Source organism: Pseudomonas tremae (assembly GCF_001401155.1).
Taxonomy (GTDB): Bacteria; Pseudomonadota; Gammaproteobacteria; order Pseudomonadales; family Pseudomonadaceae; genus Aquipseudomonas; species Aquipseudomonas tremae.
Genome location: NZ_LJRO01000305.1, coordinates 1 through 23015 on the forward strand (window position 1 = coordinate 1; position 23015 = coordinate 23015).

General features: G+C 55.9%; 13 protein-coding genes and 2 pseudogenes. 11 read left to right on the top strand and 4 right to left on the bottom strand.

Features of this window, described 5'->3' with window-relative positions; translation table 11 throughout:
- A partial coding sequence (locus tag ALO43_RS16970; protein WP_157062326.1) for an autotransporter outer membrane beta-barrel domain-containing protein occupies positions 1 to 1977 on the top strand: 1977 nt, incomplete at its 5' end.
- Between the two features lie 62 nt (positions 1978 to 2039).
- Entirely contained in the window at positions 2040 to 2231 is a 192-nt protein-coding gene (locus tag ALO43_RS16975; RefSeq protein ID WP_053480429.1) for a hypothetical protein, read from the top strand.
- Positions 2232 to 3216: 985 nt separating this feature from the next.
- Here ALO43_RS16975 and ALO43_RS31870 read toward each other — a convergent pair.
- Positions 3217 to 3567, bottom strand: a complete 351-nt coding sequence (locus ALO43_RS31870) for a hypothetical protein (protein WP_157062327.1) — start codon at positions 3565 to 3567, stop codon at positions 3217 to 3219.
- 468 nt (positions 3568 to 4035) lie between these two features.
- Here ALO43_RS31870 and ALO43_RS31875 point away from each other — a divergent pair.
- From ALO43_RS31875 to ALO43_RS16985, 3 genes and pseudogenes are all read left to right on the top strand, one after another.
- Positions 4036 to 4197 (top strand): annotated as a pseudogene (locus ALO43_RS31875) (hypothetical protein); the annotation flags it as partial.
- Between the two features lie 114 nt (positions 4198 to 4311).
- Positions 4312 to 4668 (top strand): hypothetical protein, encoded by a 357-nt coding sequence (locus tag ALO43_RS31880; protein ID WP_268949297.1) that lies wholly within the window; start codon positions 4312 to 4314, stop codon positions 4666 to 4668.
- Between the two features lie 391 nt (positions 4669 to 5059).
- Positions 5060 to 5545, top strand: coding sequence for a hypothetical protein (locus tag ALO43_RS16985; RefSeq protein ID WP_024670489.1), 486 nt, complete (start codon positions 5060 to 5062; stop codon positions 5543 to 5545).
- 218 nt (positions 5546 to 5763) lie between these two features.
- On the opposite strand, the gene ALO43_RS16990 is transcribed toward ALO43_RS16985, so the two are convergent.
- Positions 5764 to 9543 carry a hypothetical protein gene (locus ALO43_RS16990; protein WP_054997842.1) on the bottom strand — a complete coding sequence of 1260 codons (3780 nt, stop codon included), beginning with the start codon at positions 9541 to 9543 and terminating at the stop codon, positions 5764 to 5766.
- A gap of 317 nt (positions 9544 to 9860) precedes the next feature.
- Here ALO43_RS16990 and ALO43_RS16995 point away from each other — a divergent pair, with 317 nt between their 5' ends.
- From ALO43_RS16995 to tadA, 4 genes are all read left to right on the top strand, one after another.
- On the top strand, positions 9861 to 12575 hold the full coding sequence (locus tag ALO43_RS16995; RefSeq protein WP_054997843.1) for an AAA domain-containing protein: 2715 nt from the start codon (positions 9861 to 9863) through the stop codon (positions 12573 to 12575).
- 234 nt (positions 12576 to 12809) lie between these two features.
- Positions 12810 to 14075: a hypothetical protein gene (locus tag ALO43_RS17000; RefSeq protein WP_024671779.1), complete on the top strand. Its 1266-nt coding sequence runs from the start codon at positions 12810 to 12812 to the stop codon at positions 14073 to 14075.
- Positions 14076 to 14440: 365 nt separating this feature from the next.
- Positions 14441 to 15814 carry a multicopper oxidase family protein gene (locus ALO43_RS17010; RefSeq protein ID WP_005891670.1) on the top strand — a complete coding sequence of 458 codons (1374 nt, stop codon included), beginning with the start codon at positions 14441 to 14443 and terminating at the stop codon, positions 15812 to 15814.
- Complete coding sequence (gene tadA / locus ALO43_RS17015) at positions 15814 to 16320, top strand: tRNA adenosine(34) deaminase TadA (RefSeq protein WP_005891672.1); 507 nt, start codon at positions 15814 to 15816, stop codon at positions 16318 to 16320. The genes ALO43_RS17010 and tadA overlap by 1 nt, the downstream gene beginning before the upstream one ends.
- On the opposite strand, the gene mltF is transcribed toward tadA, so the two are convergent.
- The gene (mltF, locus tag ALO43_RS17020; protein WP_042932433.1) at positions 16317 to 17807 is read right to left on the bottom strand and encodes a membrane-bound lytic murein transglycosylase MltF; all 1491 of its coding nucleotides are present in this window, start codon (positions 17805 to 17807) and stop codon (positions 16317 to 16319) included. The two genes, tadA and mltF, sit on opposite strands and share 4 nt — an antisense overlap.
- A gap of 212 nt (positions 17808 to 18019) precedes the next feature.
- Between mltF and purL the strand changes: the two genes are divergently transcribed.
- Together purL and ALO43_RS17030 are read left to right on the top strand one after the other, a co-directional pair.
- Positions 18020 to 21916, top strand: coding sequence for a phosphoribosylformylglycinamidine synthase (gene purL, locus ALO43_RS17025; protein WP_005891676.1), 3897 nt, complete (start codon positions 18020 to 18022; stop codon positions 21914 to 21916).
- A 5-nt stretch (positions 21917 to 21921) separates the two neighbouring features.
- A complete protein-coding gene (locus tag ALO43_RS17030) occupies positions 21922 to 22233 on the top strand; it encodes a YqfO family protein (RefSeq protein ID WP_054997844.1) in 312 nt (103 codons plus the stop codon).
- A gap of 156 nt (positions 22234 to 22389) precedes the next feature.
- On the opposite strand, the pseudogene ALO43_RS17035 reads toward ALO43_RS17030, so the two are convergent.
- A pseudogene (locus ALO43_RS17035) lies at positions 22390 to 22809 on the bottom strand (L,D-transpeptidase family protein); the annotation flags it as partial.
- Positions 22810 to 23015: the final 206 nt, after the last annotated feature.

Genomic DNA, 23015 nt, shown 5'->3' on the forward strand with positions numbered 1-23015 from the left:
AGCGCGGGCACCTTGCAAGTGGGCAACGGCGGCACTCAGGGTTCGATCTTGGGCAATGTGTTGAATAACGCAGCGCTGGTCTTCAATCGCAGCGACTTAACGACCTTCGGCGGCGCCATAACAGGCTCGGGAAGTGTCAAGCAAACCGGTGGCGGCACGTTAAGCCTGACGGGTGTCAGCAACTACCTCGGCGGCACGTTTCTGGATGCGGGTGCCCTGTCGATCGGCAATGCCAGTGCAATAGGTTCCGGCACCCTTGCCATGGCGGAAAATACCCAAATCAACTTTGCCAGCAGCTTCAACCTGCCCAACCGTATCACCCTCACTGGCGACCCTTATGTGGATGTCGCAGCAGGCGCGACTACCGAGCTCAGCAACGTAATCGCCGATGGCAGCCTGCCCGGCGATCTGGTTAAGCTAGGGGCAGGCACTCTGGTGCTCAGCGGTGCCGATACCTACACCGGCGCCACTGAAGTCAGCGCGGGTGTTCTGAGTGTGCAAGGCAGCTTGGCCAGCAAGGTGACAGTTGATAACGGTGCACTGCTGATGGGGTTGGGTTCCGTGGGCGGGCTTAACGTGTTGGCTGGCTCTACGGTAGCCACAGGCGGCACGGTCATTGGCACCCTGACCGTGAATGGCAACCTGAATGTGGCTGCTGGCTCGGCCTACCGGGTCAATATCAACGACGTTGGGCAAGGTGATCTGCTCAATGTCCACGGTAGAGCCTCATTGGCGGGTGGCTCGGTTCATGTTGCTTCCAGCGGAACGCGCTGGAGCCTTAGCCATCGCTACGTGCTGGTTACCGCGAGCGGCGGTGTGACCGGGCAATTCACTGATGCCACCGCTGACTTTGTATTTTTGACCCCCAATCTTAGCTATGACGCCAGCAACGTATACCTGACGCTGGCACGCAACGACTTCAGTTTCGCGTCGGTAGGTAACACGCAAAACCGACGGGCTACGGCGGTTGGGCTGGAGTCCCTGAACCACGACTCCGATCTGTACCAGGCCATCCTGCCGCTGAATGCGAGTGCCGCGCAGTCTGCATTCGACAGCCTGGCTGGGGCCAGCCTGGCCAGCACGCGTACAGCGATTATCGAAGACAGCCGCTACGTAGGTGATGCCATTGGCCAGCACCTGCTTGAGCCTGCTACGTCGCCAGCTTCGGGTGCCAACGTGTGGTCAAGTACCTGGGGGCATTGGGGTGGCGATGCAGGCAATCCCAACGCAACAGCCCAGCACTACAATGGCAGCGGACTGGTGGTGGGGGTAGATGGGCAATTGTCGGACCTGCGCGTCGGTACGTTGGTCGGCCAGCATCAGCTGGACAACAGTGCGGGCGGCGGCAGCCGTGCCAGCAGCACAGCGACTGACTTGGGCGTGTATGCCGACACCGACCTTGGCGCGCTGCATGTTCAAGGCGGCGCTGCCTACAGCTGGTACGACACCAACAGCCATCGGAATATCGACTTCGCACCCTACGCTGGAAATGCCGATGCCCACTATGGCAGCGGCGTGGCTCAAGGGTTTATTGACACCGGGTACCGCTTCAGCTTTGGTGATGTGGCGCTGACACCCTTCGTCAATGTGGCCCGCGTGTTGATGCATCAAGACGGCTACCACGAGCACCACAGCGACACCGCCCTTGATGTACGTGGCAGCAGCAGTACCGTCAACTACGGCACCCTTGGCCTGCGCGCCAGCTACAGGGCCAGCGCTGGCACCGAACTCCACGCCAGCCTGGGTGAACAGCATGCCTGGGGTGACATCATGCCCGTCAATGAACAGCGTTTTGCCAGTGGTGGCGACAACTTTCAGGTCGTCGGAGTACCAGTAGCCCGCAATACGGCGGTTGGGAAGTTGGGCGTTGACTTTGCCGCTAGCCCAGCGTTAACCCTAAACTTGAATGCTCATGAGCAGTTAGGTAATGGCAGCACTGATCATGATGTGCGCTTGTCGGCGGAATATCGGTTCTGAGTAACGCGCGGTGCACCTCTGAAAAAAACTGTAGTGCCAGCGCCCTAGGAGAATTGCATCAAATGAAGGACAGACCACATGTACAGGCAATGGCCGACTACTTTCGAACTGATCCAGCTTATGCAGCGGAGTTGCTTGCCGAAGTCCGTTCGGACGGTGACCAGGACGAGCTGGCTATTTTGCTGCGACAAATGGACGAGGCATTCGTGATCGACTACAAACTTCCCGGCTCCGCGTCCGTGGAACAGCCATGAAACAGTCAGCTTGGACGCACGACGGCAGGCCGGTGGATGCGGCTTCTATCCCCAACGCCTAAATGCATCAGATGACATGCTTAGCTCCCTGCTTTTCAAAAATTCAGACCAAACACTAACTGAATTTCAGCTCATTGCCAGCCCGACATGTGCTTGGGCTGTCGGACGTTGAAGGGTGATCATGAGCCTTGCCAATGGACCGGCGTTTCTGATTTGGAGACATGCGAACATCATTCATACACTGGATGGTATATTTCATGGTTTCTGAATTTGATTTATTTATAACTAGTTGATTTAAATGTAATTTAATCTTCTATTGATAATAGAGTGGGAATGATTGGACGTCCGGCACCAACTAGCAAGAAATGCCCTGGAGCCCGCGTAATTGCGGGCTTTTGGCTTTTTGGGTCTGGCAAATTCTGGCAGCTTTGTGCATCGCCAAACACCGTGTTTATGTGGTATCGGGCGCTGACTGAGCCAAATGCCATGCTTGGTGCTCGATACCATGTCGCCTTATTAGGGAAGGGCATGGTATCAAAACTCATCATTAACCCCGGTTTCATTGGGTTTTAACCTGGTGCATGAGTGCTTTTCTGCGCATGGTATTTTTTTCCATGGAATCCCACTGCAAGCAGGGTCAACCTGATCGGCGATTACCTCTGGCGGCAGAGCCGCAAGCTGGAAGAGGGTAAATTCAGGCGTTACGACAAGTCGGAAAACCCTAACGTACGATTTTTTCCGAATTCTGTAGGCCCCCAGGCAGAACTTTTTCTTCCCTCGTGCCACTCATGGTTGATTTTACGGGTGAGTTGACCCGCTTCCAGAAAGCCGAAGAGGATCAGTATCATGGTGGGTATCAGTGGTAGAGCAGGGCCATCGGGCGCTTACTATAGTGGGCACACAGACCCTGAGCCAGCATCCGGGCGCGCACGCGATTCCAGCAGCGAAGCCAGCTCCTCGAACAGCCCGCAGGTGCCGCCCTCTTCTAACGCGCCCGCATCTCCGATACCAGCCGGACGTCAGAGGCTTTTGCGATCCAGGCCGTTGTCGAGCCAAACCAGAGAGTGGCTCGAGCAGGGCATGCCGACAGGGGAAGGCACTGGAGCGCGCAACAGGCCGCAAGCATCTGCTGATGCAGCAGCGCCGCATGCAGGTACAGCAGCAAGACGCACAACGCAGGCACCTGCTGATGCAGCAGCGCCGCATGCAGGTACAGCAGCAAGACGCACAACGCAAGCACCTGCTGATGCAGCAGCGCCGCGTGCAGGTACAGCAGCAAGACGCACAACGCAGGCACCTGCTGATGTCCGCGTACCGCGCGAAGGGGCAGTGGCACGCGCCAATAGGATCGTTCAGCAATTGGTCAGTGCGGGCGCTGATCTTGCCCATACTCGCAGGATGTTTCGCAATGCCATCAATGGGCACGGGGTAGCTTTTTCTGCAGCCGAACAGCGTATTTTGCTGGAGCATTTCCCTGACATGCTAGCGACTGGAATCAGCCAAAACTCAGAGCTTGCCACTGAGCTCCGTGATGCGCTCCGTAGCGCGGTTCGCCAACAGGCAGCACAGGCAGCACCGGCTGTGACGCCAACGCCGCCGAGGGCCAACCCTGCGGCATCATCAGCGGGCAGCAGCCAACGTTCGTTATTTGGACGGTTCGCCCGGTTGATGACGCCGAACCAGGGACGGTCCTCGAACACTGCCACCTCTCAGGCGTCGGTAGACAGGCGCCCGGCACGCGTCAATCAGGTACAAACACCCCCTGACAGGACTGCGATGCGCAATCTTGGCGATAATATGGCCAATGTCGCACTGCAGGCATTTGCTGAACAGGGGGGGCGATCTGGAGCGCCTGCGCGCTGCTATTGAAAGTTATGTAATGCAACGCCATCTGATACCCGAGGATATAGGGCGCAGGTTGCAGAGTGTGGGTATTCTCCCAACTATTGACTCTAACGAAAGCATTCTAAACAACCCCCTGCTTAATTTGAATGTTGCGCTAAACCGCAGGTTAGGTGCGTCTCCGGTCGTTGAACGAGCGCCTCGTCCAGCCGTCCCCACTACAACTGATCGGAGGTCTATGTCGGCTGCTGAGATGAATAGACGCACAGCCCTGAATATATCCTCACAATTTAGTCAGCTGCGTACGATCTCGAAGGCTGAATCCGAAGAATTGGGTTTCAAGGATGCGGCAGACCATGGCTTGGAAGACGCGACGCACTGTCTTTTTGGTGGGGAATTGTCGCTGGGCAATCGGGGTCAACAGGTGATAGGTCTGGCGTCGATACCTTACGGCCAGGAGGGAGATAAGGAACTGGTGTTCATGGATATGAAAAAACTTGCCCAATACCTTGCAGGCGATCCTAGGCATCCGATGCACAGGCAACCGCTTAACGAAGGCAATATCGCTAGTTACGCCTTTAGGATCGTTCCGTGATCGCGCGTACAGCAAAAACCTGGTATGCCGGCCTCTATGTATAGGAATTTCAATAATTCCTATACAGGGTCATGAACTGAAAAAACATCATCGACGCCCTGCCAACGTGGCGTCGATGTTGGCAAAAAAACTCTTTTCACCCCCCACCGGCGCCGAAAAAGGGATCGAAAGCGACTTTTCTGTCCCTTTTCGAGAATCTTGACGCGCCTCTCTCGTATCATGCCTGCACGTATCTGTTGCCGCTGACCGAAAACTGACCCAGTAGGGGTTTTAATAACAAACCGCCGAAATTTCCGTCGTCCCATCACACCCGGTCTGCAGAATCAGCGCTACTGTGTTGTCCACCCGAAGGCTTCGATATTCGCATCCGCCAAAACCAAGGAACCCGTTCATGAAATCCCGATTTTCTTTCAGCTCATCTCTCCTGATCATGCTGTCGCTGACAGGGTGCGCAGTGAATATGGATGCTTCAAAGCACGATCAGTCTGGAGAAAACGCTCTTTATGGCAGTTGGCATGTTGCAGGCGTAGCGGTATCAGACTCGGGCGTGCAAGCGCTTGAAACTGATGATCCAAGCCTCATGGGCCGACGTCTCAGTTTCAGCCACGACCAACTTGCATGGAAGGCTCCAACAGACTCGACGGAAGATGTATGCAGGGGGCCTGTTTTTCACAAGCTTCCGGCGATGTCCGGAGCTGAACTAGAGCCGCAACTCCATAAGCTTGGCATCGAAAAAGCTGTGCTCTATGGCGTTGAATGCAAATCTGGAAGCTGGGGTCCTTTTGATAAAGAAACCCCGGTATTTTTTATGGCACAGGATGGGTCGCTAGCTCTTTCCTGGTATGACGGCGGAATGCTGAAGCTCGTGCGAGACTGATCACGGAAAGGTCTCGCTGCCGCTCAAGCCATGTGCCTGTGGGGCGAGACCTTGGAAGGGAGTAGTTTTGGCGTCTGCGAATATACGGAGGAGTGCACAGTGGCCTGCATCGAGAGATACTTGCGCGCTGTCTTTTCAAGCAGTTTCAGGCGCTGCTTCCACTGACCAGTCATTCATCCAGCAGAAGCTGCACCACCCCCATTCAATCAATTAAAAACTCACCTGCCCGGAAAAGAGCTGGATTTGGGTTTCTCATAAAAAACCGTCTCTCCCGGCGTCCTGTCCATTACATCAATCAGTTTGAGCCAGGTATCCAGGTCATCCGTGCTGATCTTCGTATCGCGCTTGTCCTTTTTCCAGAGGTTATCCAGCAAGTCGAAGAAGCCCTTGTCGTTGAGGATAAACTCTGCAGCCGCTTTTTCCTTCTCGTCGCCGCTGTTTAGAATCTTCTCGAAGTCTTTCTTGCTGACGATATCGTCCTTGCCGTTCCAGTCGTCCCATTTCTCGCGGATAGTTTCGATCTCTTCCTTGTGCGCGTCGTAATACGCCTTGTTGTATACGTCCATTGGCAAGCCGTTGGTGTTCTCGCCAATGATGCCGTTTTTGTCTTTATGCGCGCTTTCGTCCAGACGGATCATCGACGAGCCTTGATCCTGAGGGGTTTCAAGGAAGTGTTTCCACTCATCGGTCTGGTAATCGAAGATGCTCTGATCGGTGGGTGCATCCCGGCCTTCGTATTCGTAGAAGCTGTAGCGTCCGTACTCCAGCTTGTCGCCCCAGTCTTCTTGAGCGAAGCCCAGGTTGGCCTGATCCTTGAACCATTGGCCTTCCTTGTCGGTGGCCTTTTGTTTTTTCTGGTGATCGACGAACACGCTGATGATGCCGGTAATGATCCCCAAGCCTGCGGTTACCAGAAATAGCGGCGCGGTTGCACCAGCTAACGCGCCGATAGCGCTCGCAGTTCTGCTGAATGCCACGGCAATCCCGATGCCGGCCGCGGCAGTGCCTGCGGCACCCGAAACGATTTGCAGACTGCCATTGGCAATCTCCAGGTCGCTGCCTGTCTTGATGCCATTTTTGATGGCGATCCCGCCCATGACGATGTCGGCGATGCTCATGACGTCCGGTGCGATGCCGAGTACCTTGACCACTGTACCGGCGATGCGCGCCGAGACACTGGACGACACCTTGCCCGCTCCTTCCGGTGCGGCACTTGCAGCGCCTTGTGTAACAGATTGTGGGTCTACCAGACCTGCACCCCCTGCATTGCCAGCCACGGCCTGACCCACCGAGTTGCGCATGCTATCGACGACGTCATCAGCCTGGATCGGGTGATTATCGGCCTCGAGCATCACATTGATCGACTCGCGATCGATCTCGTCGTTGCCAAGCATTTCACTCAAGTTGACTCGATCGTTTTCCGCCGGAACCGGCTGGCCATTACGCTCCAGTTGATCTTCAATCCCGGCAGTGAATGCTTCACGAGTCGGCGGGGTGATGTCCTCTGCAACGAAGCGCTGCACGGCGGCGTCGTAAAGTTCGTATAACGAGTCGCTGTAGCTGGCGTAACCAGAGCCGGAAGCAGAGTCCGGAACCGGCGTTGTGGCAGCACGCTCCATCTCGACTGCCATGCTGTTCAGACTTTCAGCATCCAGGGCTGGAAGGTCGATTGAGGCGCGCTGAGAATTGATGCTCTGCACCACCGCATCCTGATTGATATTCAGCCTCAGGTCTTCGGCCAATTCGTTCAGATTGGCGTACTTCGAATAATCTGCGGGCGGGTTGCCGCCAGAGCGGGTCACGATCTCGTCGAGCAGTTCGCGACTGACATCCTGCGCGAGCGGCCCTGCATCGTTGACCTCATTGATAAGGCCAATCTGATCCATCACGTCGCCGATACTGCTACCAGCTCTGATGCTGTCCAACTCGTAAACGCTGTTCAGCCGACTTTCCAGACCGTCATCCACAGCAGGGACGTTGTTGGTCGCCTTCTCGTCTTCGATCTTTTTGCCCCACAAACCTTCCTTGCCCCATATTTCCGGTATGGTCTTGCTCAGCCCGATCAGCTCCGCAACGTTGGTCTTTGTAAACAACTCGAACACGCCGGTTTTTTCGAACTGCGCGCCGGAGCCCAGGAAGGTGATGAAGTCTTTGGCAATAGCCAGGCGCTCCAGAGGATCGTCCGCTAGCTGGCCGTTCTTGGCCGTCAACATGTAGATGGCGCCACCCAGGGAGGTAAAGCCAGCTGCAGTACCGAATACGCCGCTCTGGTTGAGTTTGCCGATAGCTTTCTTGAAACCCTCTTTATCCTCGGCACCCACGTATTTATCGGCCATGTAGTCGTTGTACTTGTCCAGCGTAATTTCGTTGTTTTTTAGTTTGGTCGTCTGCTCCAGAAAGTCAGTGGCCTTTTTCTTGTCGTTTATCATTTCATTGATAAACTTCTCGATCGTCTCCTGGGTACGGCGGGGGATATCGGCCATACCTTTGATACCCTGTTTGAGGGCAGAGAAAATGTCCTTCAGGGCCAGTTCTTTATATTCATCAGGGATGCCGCCGGGGTCAGCCATCAACTTGTCGACTTCGGCCATCACGCTGTTTTTTTGCAGTTCATTCTGCGCGTCTTTCGCCAACTGCGGATCGAGAAGTTCCAGGCTGGAAAGCAAACGTGCAACGTCAGATTGTCCTTCGGACTTTTTACCGGCCTTGTCCAGATCAGCGAGGTAGTCGACAAACTCGCTGCTGACCAACTTATCGTGCAGGTCTTTGGCCAGTGCTTCCTTGTCGCCACCGCTGACTTTCTCGATGGCGGCGTCCATCTCGGCCTGATATTCCTTGCCTATCTTGTCTTTCTCGCCATCGCCATTGGCAAACAGCTCCGTCAACGCCTTATCGATGTTATTGCCGTTGAGGATGTCCTGCATGTCAGCATTGGTCAGAGTTTCGCCTTCGCTGTCGAACCTGCGCCATGACTCGGCGCCGCGAGGTTCTTCGATATAAGGCGTGATGGTGCGCCCACTCTCCATCCCGGCCTTGGCTTGAATGGCCATGACCAGTTTGTAAACATCGCTGTCCTTGTCGACTTTCTTGTCATCGACCAGTTTTTGGTACTTGTCCATCAGGTTTTTTGTAGCGAGTTCGACCACGGTCAGGTCTTCGGAATTCTTGTCCTTTTCGTCAGACTTCACCCCTGTGGGTTTACTGAGAAGATCCAGTTCGTCGAGATTGCCTAGGCCGTATTGATCACGGATCTTCTGCACATCGCTCTGAACGCCTGCGCTGCTCTTGTCGGCAACCCGGTCGTACAGCTCTTTGTTTTGGTATTCGGAGACCACATATTGTTTGCCGTCTCGGCTCTCGAACTCAATCACACCGTTGCCCAGTTCGTCCTTGGTGCCGGCCTTGATGATGTCGTGATCCGCGACATAGACATTCTCGTCTGCCACTTCCCGCCCGTTATCAGTAACGCGGTTTTCCACGGTGACGCGCGACAGTCCCATTTGCTGCGCAGCAGTAAATAACTCTGGTGTCAGAGCCTTGGAAACAGTGACCTTCTCGCCGTCTTGTTTGACGTAGGTAATGACGTCGGCCGTTTCAAGCTGGCCTTGCCATTCGAAGTTCTTGATATCACCCCATGCAGGCAGCTCGGTATTGCGATCGGCGACCTGAGTGCCGTCAGTGATGGCTTTTTCGACTTGCGATTTTTGCGCTGGTGCTTGGCCAAGGGCATCGAGTTGCTTAAGGAACTGATACAACTTTGGATTGGTCGATGCCGCCACTACAACACCTTGCCCATCACGCTCATAACGCATATCGCCGTTTTCCTCGACCGAGACGCTAGTGCCTTCAACAGGCGGCCACTGTTCATTGTCGGTAGCAGTACGGTCCGGTTTTTTCTGCTCATTGCCTTTGGCCGATACGATGCTGCGCTTGAGCTTCGATTCGAAATCCACAAGACCTTCGCGGGGGAGCGTATCGTTTTTGGGCGTGATGTTCATGAGCGCCTCGTCAGGTAAGGCGAGCCTTGACAGGCAAGGCCGCAAGAAAGCGAAAAAGGAGTTTCGCGATTCTTACTGCGATCACCTGCAAATCGTTGTGAAAAGTTGTGAAACGTTGTGCCATTGATTAAAGCGATGGTGGTTTTGTCACACTCGTCAGAGGACTTGTACCCAGGCTGACATGAGCAATGGAGCCCTTCGTCTGGGCTGGTATCGACCCATCAGCAATGCCAGAATGAAAGTGACCCGAATCCAGGAATTCGGATTTTTACGGCACGGACGCGTACAGGCCGTCATCAAGCCTGTTTAAGGGATTTATGGTTTCTATCTATGTGTGTGGCGAAAACAAGCCTCGACGGGTCAGCGACTGGGTTATAAAAAAGAATACTCAGGACGAATTCACGCTGACGTGTCATTACCCCTCTCAACCGTCTGACGACAGCCCGCTTAGCGACTGTAAGATCGTTCCCACCCTTGAGCTGAAGGGCATGCTTCTTCTGAAAAAAGGAAGCGCTGTGCTCAATCCCGTCGAGAAGGTGGAGATATATGGCGAAAAATACGCGCTCGTTCAGTATCCGAAAAGCCTGAAAAAATACCTGTTCAAGATGGACAACATCGAACTTGTTTCACCGACGTCGATCACCGATGAACCTGCATTCACTTATTTTCGCTCTGTGGCTGAAGCTCGGGTTAGCAACGCGGCTGATGATGACAAAAAGGGCATCGCCGAAAATGTTGCTCGCCAGATGGGGAGCCTTTCGTTGTCTCCGGCCACAGCGCTACATGCCTACTGTAAAAGGCAGCAAGCAAAACTGGACTCGCCGGGGAAGTTTATCTTTCCATTCGGGCTTAACGAAAGTCAGCTCAAGGCAGTCGAGCAGGCTTTCAGTTCGCAAATAAGTGTGATCGAAGGACCACCCGGTACTGGCAAGACGCAAACAATCTTGAACGTCATTGCCAATATTCTCTTGCAAGGGAAAACCGTGGCGGTGGTGTCCAATAACAATCCTGCGGTCGAGAATGTCTATGAAAAGCTGGGCAAGTGCGGGCTGGGCTATCTGGTTGCGAGGTTGGGTAGCCAAAAAAACCAGAAAGCATTTTTTGCCGATTTGTCTTCTCGGCCTTCAGCAGGCCTTGAGCCTGCGCCTTCAATTGAAAGTATCCAGAGCGTTCTGCAGCAACTCAAACGCTGTCTGAGCGCGCAAAATGCAGTGGCCCAGTTACAGATCGAAATTAACGAGCTGGAGATAGAACGGCGCTACCTTCTTGAGTGGCAGCAGGAAAATGGAATCGTGCCTGTCCATGACAGGTACAGGTTGTCGCCACGAAAAACGACGGATTTGATGGCCTACCTGCCGCGCATTCCCGGTGATCGGATCCGGATCAAGGACCGGATCGGGTTGCTGTTCAACTTCAGAATAGTGCGCACCCGGTCGCTGAAAGACCGGGAGAAGCGCATGTCAGCTTTTTATAGCTTGCAGCTTCATTACTACGACGCGGTGCTGCAGAAGAAAAAGTCCGAACTGTCTGGTCATGAGGAAGCGCTTAGGGTCGGTAATTTCAAGGCACTGCTGGAAGAGCTGACGGCCTCTTCGATGCACTATCTGAAACACCATTTGCAGTCTCATATTCCTGATGATGACAGCTTCGATATCAATTACAAAAAGCGGCTCGATGCGTTTTTAAAGCGCTATCCGGTCATCGGCAGCAGTACGCATTCGATCGTCAATTCCCTTGGGGGCAGGGCGGTTCTGGACTATGTCATCATCGATGAGGCCTCGCAGCAGGACATTGTCCCCGGCGTACTGGCGCTGAGTTGCGCGAAGAATCTTATTATCGTGGGTGATCGAAAGCAGCTTGCCCATATTCCGGAGAAACTGGGACTGGAGGCGCCAGCTCCTTGGTATGACTGCGAGAAGTACAGCATGCTGGACTCATGCATCAGTGCATTCGGGGATTCAATCCCGATGACATTGCTCAAAGAGCATTACCGATGTCATCCGCGGATCATTCAGTTCTGCAATCAGCAGTTCTATAACAATCAGCTTGTTCCGATGACGCAGGACGGCGGCGAACAGGCACTGACGCTGGTGGTAACCGCCAAGGGAAACCATACGCGCAACAATTCCAACCTGAGAGAACTGGACTCATTATTGGCGGTGCTCGAGGGCAATGGGGAAAGTCTCTGGGAAGGCGAGGATGGAAGAGGGTTTATCGCACCTTTCAAGAATCAGGCGGTACTTTCCAGTTCGTGTCTGCCAGCAGATTTCGTTAATGACACTGTGCATAAATTTCAAGGGCGAGAGTGCGACGAGATCGTTTTTTCTACCGTTCTGGACAAGCATAAAAGCCCGAAACGCTTGAGCTTTGTAGACGATGCTCGCATGGTTAATGTGGCAGTTTCCAGAGCCAAGAGCAGGTTCACGCTGGTCACGGGCGACAACGTATTCAAGGCTGGTAATGGCCATATCGCCGCACTTATCCGCTACATGGAATATTACGCAGAGAACGGGCAGGTGCATCGTGCGCCGGTTATCTCCGCGTTCGATCTGCTCTACAAAGAGTTCGACCAATCACTGGAACGCTTGGACCAGAGGCTCGACCCTGAAGACGTATCAGTCAAGTCCGAACGAATTGTGGCGCAGATACTTCGTGAGGCGCTGGAACACAAAGCCCGTCAAGGCATCATGTTTCATCGCGAGGTTCTGCTCAAACAACTTGTGTCGGTAACCCGCGCCGACTTCACCACACGAGAGCTGGAGTTCATGAACAACGCGGCCCGCTGTGATTTTGTGCTCTATTTCAAGGTGGGGAAAAGCCCGTTGGGTGTCATTGAAGTCGACGGCGGTCACCATAACGATCCTGTACAGATTGAGCGCGACGCTGTGAAAAACAGCATTCTGAGTAAATGCGCTATCCCCTTGCTTCGTTTGCGGACTATCGAAAGCCATATCGAAGAAAAAGTAGCAGCGTTTCTGGATCAATGGACGCCACGCGCAACGGATGAAGATTCTGCAACTGCGCCGCCTTGAAAGTCATCACGTCAGGCGAGCAATTCTTCTCTCCACTGGCGAGCATTTCCAGGGCAGCAAGGCTTCGTGAGCCGAGCGCCGAAAAGCGGAAACAAGCAACAGATGTCAGTTGATCTCGGAACCCATTCGCGCTGGGTGACCACCGATGAGTGCGTTCATGCTGAAAATCCGAGAACTGAATTGAGCGCTAACTTGATCAGGAATAATTGATAAAAAAATTCTGAGGAGTAAGTGATGAAAGCTTCAAGATCTATCAGTGCGCCCAAGGCTACCGAAGTCCTGGCTGATGACTCTAAACGCAAAGACAAGAATGCAGGCTCCCTCGCGTCTGATGCTGGCAGTCGTGGTGCCCCTGATAAAAAGTCAGACGAAAAAAGTGGTTCGCGTCTGGACAAGGCTACTTCAGCCGTAAACTTTGCATCGTCGCTCGTCAATGCGGGAACAAAAAGCTATACCGCCCACCAGACACTGAGCGATGGTCTGCATAAGGCAAATAAGCCAGAACAAGAAAATGTTACTTTCGCGTCTTCCGATGAGCGCGCTGAACTACAGAGCCCGGCTGTCAGCCAGGTAAGCGCTGACCAAAAGTCTGGTTCTTTAGCAGCCTTTGCAGATTTACTCACGCAGTTGCGTTCAACGGCTACGCGGTTATTAGATGACATTAGCGCCAAGCCAGTGCCACAGGTAGCCATCAATCGGCACGATACACCGCCGCCTCCGGAAAAGGAGTACCCGGGTGTTGTCAACGCTGATGGCTCGATCATCGAGACGGAAAAGGATTTGTCTGACAAACCGAGTGATGCTTCAGGCCGGCCGCGGGGCGATACCCGCACTGCGGAGCAAATTATCGATGCCAATCCGATTCTGAAAAACCTGGGTGATCAGAAAGATATAAAACGTACTGAAGCCTACGCCAGGATAGGTGACTGGACTCAAAACAATGCTGATCCAAAAGCCCGGGCGGATGCTGCATACAATGCCGCCAAAGTGCTCAACTGGATCAATAGCTCAGATCAGGCAGATGGCGCCCCTCGCCAATGCACGAACGACAGTGACTTGCAGGGTATTACCCACGACGGTGATGCCAGGCATGGTACTGAAGCAGGTAATTGGAAAGACTTCGTCGAGCAGGGCTACGCAGCGCTGAAGGGCGATCATCGTCTGGATAAAGCCAATGATTCACATGTTCGGCCTGACGGTTCAAACAAGGACAATTTTCAGGCGTTTGCAGGAGAGGCAGGTAAAAAGCTATGGCCTTTGCCGGCCGCCAGTAATGTGTTGGTCGCGGTAGGTGACTCGAAAGGCGGATTGACAGGTGCTTTGAAAGCCGGTGCAGGTGCGGCGGCGCAGACAGGCATTGCGGCTGCTGAAGGTGCTGCAGGCGGGGTCAAGGGTGGACGTGCCAGTTCGGCTTCCGTAGTTGCTCTGGGTGCTGCGGGGGCAATGTCCGAGTCTCAGGCCGCGCCGGATTCGGTAAAGACCATTGCTGGCATGGTGTAGAGCCATATGCCCTTTTTTGATCACCCGACAGGTGTTGATAAAAGGGGCATTTAGCACCCGAGGAAATGCACCGCTTATAGTCTTGATACGTTTCTACAAACAGGCATAGCTACACAATCACAGCCTGAAGTTGCTGTTTTGTGCGCGCTTCTTCATATAAGGCATGGCTGGAACGAGCCAGGCAGCAATAACCTCTCGCGACTCTGACGGCCGCAGCGTTCGTCGCTGCTTTGCCGGCTTGTTTAAGCCCCAACATCAGTTCGCACCCTCTGCTCTTATCTTTCCCCAAATGCAGGTGTATCGTATTCGCCCTTCGCATCTGCTCGCAGGTGCCCTCAGTTTTCGTTTCAGAGGTCCCGCCGTTCATGTCCTTCACCCGTCGTCAAATCCTCACAGGCATTGCCGGTCTTGCCGTAGTCGGCCTTGGAGCAGGCGGTGCTTCGCGTTACTGGATGGGACGTCGCGAATCGGAGGCTGGTTCGGACTTTGTGCTGATCGCCGCTCCGCTGGATGTGGAGCTGGTGGCGGGCCACAAGACGCCTGCCTGGGCATTTGGCGGTTCTGCGCCAGGTACCGAGTTGCGGGTGCGGCAGGGCGAGTGGTTGCGGTTGCGCTTCATCAATCAGTTGCCGGTCGAAACCACCATTCACTGGCATGGTATCCGGTTGCCGCTGGAGATGGACGGCGTGCCTTACGTTTCGCAGCTGCCGGTCAAGCCGGGTGAGTATTTCGATTACAAATTCCGTGTGCCGGACGCCGGTAGCTACTGGTATCACCCGCACGTCAGCAGCAGCGAAGAGCTGGGACGTGGGCTGGTCGGGCCGTTGATCGTAGAAGAGCGCGAACCGACCGGCTTTGCCCATGAGCGCACGGTCAGTCTGAAAAGCTGGCATGTGGACGAAGAGGGCGCATTCACCGAGTTCAGCGTGCTGCGTGAAGCGGCGCGTGAAGGCACGGCTGGGCGGTTATCTACGTTGAACGGCGTTGCGCAGGCCGTCATCGATCTGCCAGCCGGACAGATTACCCGAGTGCGGCTGCTCAACCTCGACAATACCGTGACCTATCGGCTCAATCTGCCGGACGCCGAGGCGCAGATTTATGCGCTGGATGGCAACCCGGTCACACCGCGCCCGTTTGGTGAAGAATACTGGCTGGGGCCGGGCATGCGCATCTGCCTGGCAATCAAGGCACCGCCTGCGGGTGAGGAGATTTCATTGCGCAACGGCCCGGTGCGTCTGGGGACATTTCGTTCGGTTGCCAATAATGATGCTCCCGGCTCGTGGCCGCCCGAGCTGCCAGCCAATCCGGTATCCGAGCCCGATCTGGATAAAGCCGAGAAAATCAATTTCAATTTCGAGTGGGTTGGTTCGATGTCGGTCAACACCGGCAATGGCAAGCCACCCAGCCTGTGGCAGATCAACGGCCAGGCCTGGGATATTACCGACAAGACCTGTGCTGATCGCCCCATCGCCAAACTGAAGCTCGGCAACAGCTACATTTTCGAACTGAAGAACATGACGCAGTATCAGCACCCGATTCACCTGCATGGCATGAGTTTCAAGGTGATTGCGTCCAATCGGCGCAAGATCATCCCTTACTTTACCGATACCTTCCTGCTGGGCCGCAATGAGCGGGCGCGGGTCGCGCTGGTGGCGGATAACCCAGGGGTGTGGATGTTCCATTGCCACGTCATCGATCACATGGAAACCGGCCTGATGGCCGCCATTGAGGTGGCGTGATGAGGCAGCCGCCGATCATTGACCGCAGTAACGACCAGTACTTTATGCGCGAAGCGTTGGCGTTGGCGGCCCAGGGTGCGTTGCTGGGTGAAGTTCCAGTCGGCGCGGTTGTAGTTCACAACGGTGAGATTATCGGCCGTGGTTACAATTGCCCGATCAGCGGCAGCGACCCCAGCGCTCATGCCGAGATGGTTGCGATTCGCGAGTCTGCAAAGGCGCTGGACAATTACCGGCTGCCGGGCAGCACGCTTTACGTGACACTTGAACCGTGCAGCATGTGCGCCGGGTTAATCGTGCATTCGCGTGTGGCGCGCGTGGTCTACGGCGCGCTTGAACCCAAGGCGGGCATTGTTCAGAGCCAAGGGCAGTTTTTCAGTCAGGCCTTTCTCAACCATCGCGTCCTGTTCGAAGGCGGAGTGCTGGGCGAGGAGTGTGGCGCGATGCTGAGCGAATTTTTCAGAATGCGCCGAGCGGCCAGAGAGGCGAGTAAAGGCCAGGCGAGTTAGAGCGCCGGTTTTTCTTCGTTGCTGGCAGGCGCCGGACCGGGCGGTACGGCGGGTTGCGTCTTGTCGACACCTGGCACGTGCAGATTGCCATCGGCCACTTGGCTGCCTTCAAGCTGCGGCTGAGTGACCCAGGTCAGAATGTCGTAATAGCGGCGAATGTTGGCAACGAAATGCACCGGCTCACCGCCTCGGGCATAGCCGTATCGGGTTTTGCTGTACCACTTCTTTTGTGCCAGACGCGGCAGCATTTTTTTCACGTCGAGCCATTTATCGGGATTCAGCCCCTCGGTTTGGGCGAGTTTGCGCGCATCTTCGAGGTGGCCGCTACCAATGTTGTAGGAAGCGAGAGCCAGCCATGTGCGATCCGGCTCTTTAATAGAGTCGTCCAGTTGATCCTTCACGTAGGCAAAATACTTTGCCCCGCCTTGAATGCTTTGTCGGGCATCCAGCCGGTTGGTCACGCCCATGGCTTGAGCCGTGTTCTGGGTGAGCATCATCAGGCCGCGCACACCGGTTTTTGACGTCACTGCCGGTTGCCACATCGATTCCTGATAGCCGATAGCGGCCAGCAACCTCCAGTCGACTTGCTCTTTCTTGGCAGATAACTGGAAGTGCTTTTCGTATTTGGGCAGGCGCTCCTGCAGGTGCTGGGCGAAGGTATAGGCGCCGACGTAGCCAAGTACGTCAACGTGCCCGTAGTAGCGGTCCTTGAGGCGCTGCAGCGTGCCGTTCTTCTCGACCTTGTCGAGGTAGGCATTGATTTCGTTGAGCAGGCTGTTGTCTTCCCCCGGAGCAACGACCCAGCGCTGTTGGCGGGCCTCGCCCAGGTCGAACGCGACGCGTACGTTGGGGAAATACACCTGATTCATCGCCAGTTCGTTGGAGTCGACCAGTGTCAGGTCAATCTGGCCCTCATCCACCATCCGCAGGAGATCGACGACCTCGACCGCGTCCGACTCTTCATATTCAATGGCAGGATTCTTTTCCTTGAGCGCCGCCAGCTGTTCGGCATGGGCGCTCCCCTTGAGCACCACTATACGTTTGCCCACCAGCTCGGCGGGGTCAGTCGGGCGCGACTGGCCATTGCGGTACACAACCTGAGGGGTGACTTCCAGATAGGAGTGCGAGAAACGCGCCTGTTGCTTGCGCTTTGGCGTGTCGATCAGCCCGGCTGCGCCAAGCACCGGGCCGCCCGGTTTGTTCATCTGATCGAACAGATCGTCGAGATTGTCGGCCGTTTCGATTTTCAGTTCGACGCCCAGATCTTCGGCGAAACGCTTGACCAGCTCGTACTCGAAGCCGGTTTCACCGTTGCGATCCTGGAAATAAGTCGCCGGGCTGTTACGGGTGATCACGCGCAGAACACCGTCCTCCTTGACTCGTTCCAGTGTGGTGGGTTTCTCCACGCAGGCGCCGAGCATCAGGAAGAGTCCGGTTGCGATGAGCCACTTGGCGCAACGTGGGCGGAAATCTGGTCTGAAGAACATCGGTGCAGTATACGCAAAGCGCACCGGGCGCCATATCTCGACAGTGATGCTTGCGTCTGATAGGCGAAGGTATTTTTCAGGCATTTGTCGGCTTTTTTCGAGCGCAGCGACATTTGGGCGCATGAGGGGCTGCCGTTTTGAGTGATCAAAGGCCCGGTTTAGGCTAGAATACGCGGCCTCAAAGCACACCCCTTCTCGAGGCTGTCCCGAAGATGTTGATCCTGCGCGGTGCTCCTGCCCTTTCTGCCTTTCGCCACAGCAAATTACTGGAACAACTGAAACAAAAAGTTTCAGCTGTCAGTGGCTTGTACGCCGAATTCGCCCACTTCGCTGACGTCACCGACGTTCTGACCAGCGAAGAACAGCAGGTTCTCGACCGTCTCCTGAAATACGGCCCAAGCGTGCCGGTTCAAGAGCCGAGTGGTCGTCTGTTTCTGGTGTTGCCACGTTTTGGCACCATTTCTCCCTGGTCGAGCAAGGCCAGCGATATCGCTCGCAACTGCGGTCTGAGCAAAATTCAGCGCATCGAGCGCGGGATTGCCTTCTATGTAGAAGGCCAGTTCAGTGAAACAGAAGCTCAGGCCATCGCCGACAGCCTGCACGACCGCATGACGCAGCTGGTATTGGGTGATCACGACCAGGCCGCGGGTCTGTTCAGTCACGCTCAGCCAAAGCCGCTGACCGCTGTGGACATTCTGGGAGGCGGTCGTGCTGCGCTGGAGAAGGCCAACGTCGAACTGGGCCTGGCCCTTGCCGAAGATGAAATCGATTACCTGATCACCAGCTTCAATGGCCTGGGGCGCAACCCTCATGACATCGAGCTGATGATGTTTGCCCAGGCGAACTCCGAGCATTGCCGCCACAAGATTTTCAACGCCAGTTGGGACATCGACGGGCAAAGCCAGGAAAAAAGCCTGTTCGGCATGATCAAGAACACCTATCAGATGCACAGCGAAGGTGTGCTGTCCGCTTACAAGGACAACGCGTCGGTGATCGTCGGCAACGTCGCCGGGCGCTTCTTCCCGGACCCTGAAACCCGCCAGTACGGTGCGGTACAGGAGCCGGTGCACATTCTGATGAAGGTCGAGACCCATAACCACCCGACTGCGATCGCTCCGTTTCCTGGCGCAGCCACCGGTTCCGGCGGCGAGATTCGCGACGAAGGTGCAACCGGTCGCGGCGCCAAGCCCAAGGCCGGTCTGACCGGTTTCACCGTGTCCAACTTGCAGATCCCCGGTTTCGTGCAGCCTTGGGAAGTGCCTTATGGCAAGCCCGAGCGCATCGTGACGGCGCTGGACATCATGATTGAAGGCCCGCTGGGTGGCGCGGCGTTCAATAACGAGTTCGGCCGTCCTGCACTGACGGGTTATTTCCGCACCTTCGAGCAATCCATTACTACGCCGCATGGTGATGAGGTGCGTGGTTACCACAAGCCGATCATGCTGGCAGGCGGTATGGGCAATATCCGCGAAGATCACGTCCAGAAGGGCGAGATTACTGTCGGTTCCAAGCTGATCGTGCTGGGCGGTCCGGCCATGCTGATCGGTCTGGGCGGCGGCGCGGCGTCTTCGATGGCGACTGGCACCAGCTCTGCAGACCTTGATTTCGCTTCTGTTCAGCGTGAAAACCCTGAAATGGAGCGTCGTTGTCAGGAAGTCATCGACCGCTGCTGGCAGCTGGGCGATCGCAACCCGATCAGCTTTATCCATGACGTCGGTGCCGGTGGTTTGTCCAATGCCTTCCCTGAACTGGTCAATGATGGCGATCGCGGCGGTCGTTTCGAGCTGCGTAACGTGCCCAATGACGAGCCGGGCATGGCCCCGCTGGAAATCTGGAGCAACGAATCACAGGAGCGTTATGTGCTCGCGGTCGGCGTCGAAGACTTCGAGCGCTTCAAGGCTATCTGTGAGCGTGAGCGCTGCCCGTTTGCAGTGGTCGGCGAAGCCACTGCCGAGCCACAACTGACCGTGACCGACAGCCACTTCGGCAACAGCCCGGTGGACATGCCGCTGGAAGTGCTGCTCGGCAAGGCGCCGCGCATGCACCGCTCGGTCGAGCGTGAAGCCGAGATCGGCGATGATTTCGACCCGAGTACGCTGGACATCGAAGAAAGTGTGCAGCGTGTGCTTCGTCACCCGGCCGTGGCCAGCAAAAGCTTCCTGATTACCATCGGTGACCGCAGCATCACAGGCCTTGTGGCTCGCGATCAGATGGTCGGCCCCTGGCAGGTGCCTGTGGCTGATTGCGCCGTGACGGCGACCAGCTTTGACGTCAACACCGGTGAAGCAATGGCTATGGGCGAGCGCACACCGCTGGCGCTGCTGGATGCCCCGGCTTCGGGCCGCATGGCGATCGGCGAGACGCTGACTAACATTGCCGCCTCGCGTATTGCCAAGCTGTCCGACATCAAGCTGTCGGCTAACTGGATGTCGGCTGCCGGGCATCCCGGCGAAGATGCGCGTCTGTATGACACCGTGAAAGCGGTCGGCATGGAGCTTTGCCCGGAACTGGGGATTACTATTCCAGTGGGCAAGGACTCGATGTCCATGAAGACCCGATGGAGCGACGAAGGCACCGAGAAAAGTGTGACTTCGCCGCTGTCGCTTATCGTGACCGGCTTTGCGCCGGTGGTCGATATCCGTCAGACCCTCACGCCCGAACTGCGCATGGACAAGGGCATCACTGACCTGATCCTGATCGACCTGGGTCGTGGCCAGAACCGCATGGGCGCCTCGATCCTTGCGCAGACGCACGGCAAACTTGGGCGCGTCGCACCGGATGTCGACGATGCGGAAGACCTGAAAGCATTCTTCACCGTGATTCAGGGCCTGAACGCCGATGGCCATATTCTTTCCTACCACGACCGTTCTGATGGCGGTCTGCTGGTCAGCACGCTGGAAATGGCGTTCGCCGGTCACTGCGGCCTTAACCTGCACCTCGACGGTCTGGCTGACAATGTTTCAGAAATCGCGGCCATCCTGTTCAATGAAGAGCTGGGTGCGGTCATCCAGGTTCGTCAGGACGCTACGCCTCTGGTGCTGACGCAATTCAGCGCGGCTGGTCTGGCGGATTGCGTTGCGGTGATCGGGCAGCCGATCAATAACGACGAAGTGTCGATCAGCTTCCACGGCGAGCCGGTGTTCAGCGGCCAGCGCCGTCTGTTGCAGCGTCAATGGGCCGAGACCAGCTACCAGATCCAGCGCCTGCGCGACAACGCCGAGTGTGCCGATCAGGAGTTCGACGCACTGCTGGAAGAAGATAACCCGGGTTTGACTGTCAAACTGGGCTTCGACGTCAACGAAGATATCGCTGCGCCTTACATCAAGACTGGTATCCGCCCTCAAGTGGCCGTTCTGCGCGAGCAGGGCGTCAACGGTCAGGTCGAGATGGCTGCAGCCTTTGACCGCGCCGGTTTCAACGCAATCGACGTACACATGAGTGACATCCTCGCCGGTCGTGTCGATCTGAACGACTTCAAGGGCATGGTGGCTTGTGGCGGCTTTTCTTACGGCGACGTGTTGGGTGCCGGCGAAGGCTGGGCCAAGTCGGCGTTGTTCAACAGCCGCGCGCGTGATGCGTTCCAGGGCTTCTTCGAGCGTTCCGACAGCTTTACGCTGGGCGTGTGCAATGGCTGCCAGATGCTCTCCAATCTGCATGAGCTGATTCCAGGGAGCGAGTTCTGGCCGCACTTTGTACGTAACCGCTCCGAGCAATTCGAAGCGCGCGTGGCAATGGTGCAGGTGCAGGAGTCGGCGTCGATCTTCCTGCAAGGCATGGCCGGTTCGCGCATGCCTATCGCCATCGCGCACGGCGAAGGTCATGCGGAATTCCGCAACGACGATGCGCTGCTCGAGGCAGACGTCTCCGGTACCGTGGCACTGCGTTTCGTGGACAACCACGGCAAGGTCACAGAAGCCTATCCGGCCAACCCGAATGGCTCGCCACGGGGTATCGGCGGCATGACCACCCTCGACGGTCGCGTCACCATCATGATGCCGCACCCGGAGCGGGTGTTCCGCGCGGTGCAGAACTCGTGGCGTCCAGAGGACTGGAATGAAGATGCGGCCTGGATGCGCATGTTCCGCAATGCGCGGGCGTGGGTTAACTAAGGCTCGTGTACAAGCTCGCTTTCTTTGTGCCAGCGAGCCATGTAAACGAGGTCAAGAGCGCTGTATTCGCAGCTGGTGCAGGGCGAATCGGTGCTTACGATCAATGCTCATGGCAGGTACTCGGCCAAGGCCAGTTCCGCCCGCTGAATGGCAGTCAGCCATTTCTCGGGCAGAGTGGCGTGGTCGAGCAGGTGGACGAATGGAAAGTCGAGCTGGTCGTTGCGGACGAACTGATCGCGCAAGCGGTAGTGGCGCTCAAACAGAGTCATCCCTATGAAACGCCTGCTTACGAAGTATGGCGTCTGGAAGAGTTCTGAGGCGCATCCAGGGCTGGACGCAGAGCGTCCGGAAAGGCATTGCAACGCTGAGCGTCAGGCTGATTATTGTGCCAATGCTCCGCGTTGGCATGCAGTTCTAGACGCTCTGCGTCTGGTCTTGATTGCGTGGGGCAGCGCTCTAACCCTTTGCAATGATCAGGGCCGAATTTCGATCATTGTCCCGTCTTTCACCAAGTCCCAGACTTCGCGCATGTCGTTGTTCTTCATCGCAATGCAGCCGTTGGTCCAGTCGAGGGTGTGGAAATACCACTCTGGATATTCCTCATCCACCGGCGTGCCGTGGATCATGATCATGCTGCCCGGTTTGACGCCTTCGTTGCGCGCCCGCGCCGAGTCGGTGATGTTCGGGTAGGAAATGTGCATCGACAGGTTGTAATTGTTACTGGGCTTGCGCCAGTCGAGCCAGTAGAAACCCTCCGGAGTACGTTGATCGCCTTCCTGAAGTTTGGTGCCCTTGGGGTTTTTACCCAAGGAGATGCGATAGGTCTTCAAGGCTTCACCGTCGCTGATCAACTGCAACTGACGCGCCGATTTGAGTACCAGCACCTTGTCGATCTTCTTGCTGGCAATGCTTTCGGTATTGATAACTTTATTGTTGATGATTTTCTGTTCGCTGCCCTTGGGCACAATAGTCTGCGTGAAAGCAGCCTGCGACAGTGGCAAGAATGACATGCAGAAGAACGCGAGCAACCAGCGCATTACGATTTCCCTGACGGCCTTGATTCATGGATAACGATCGTTATCGATGACAGGCCGATGTT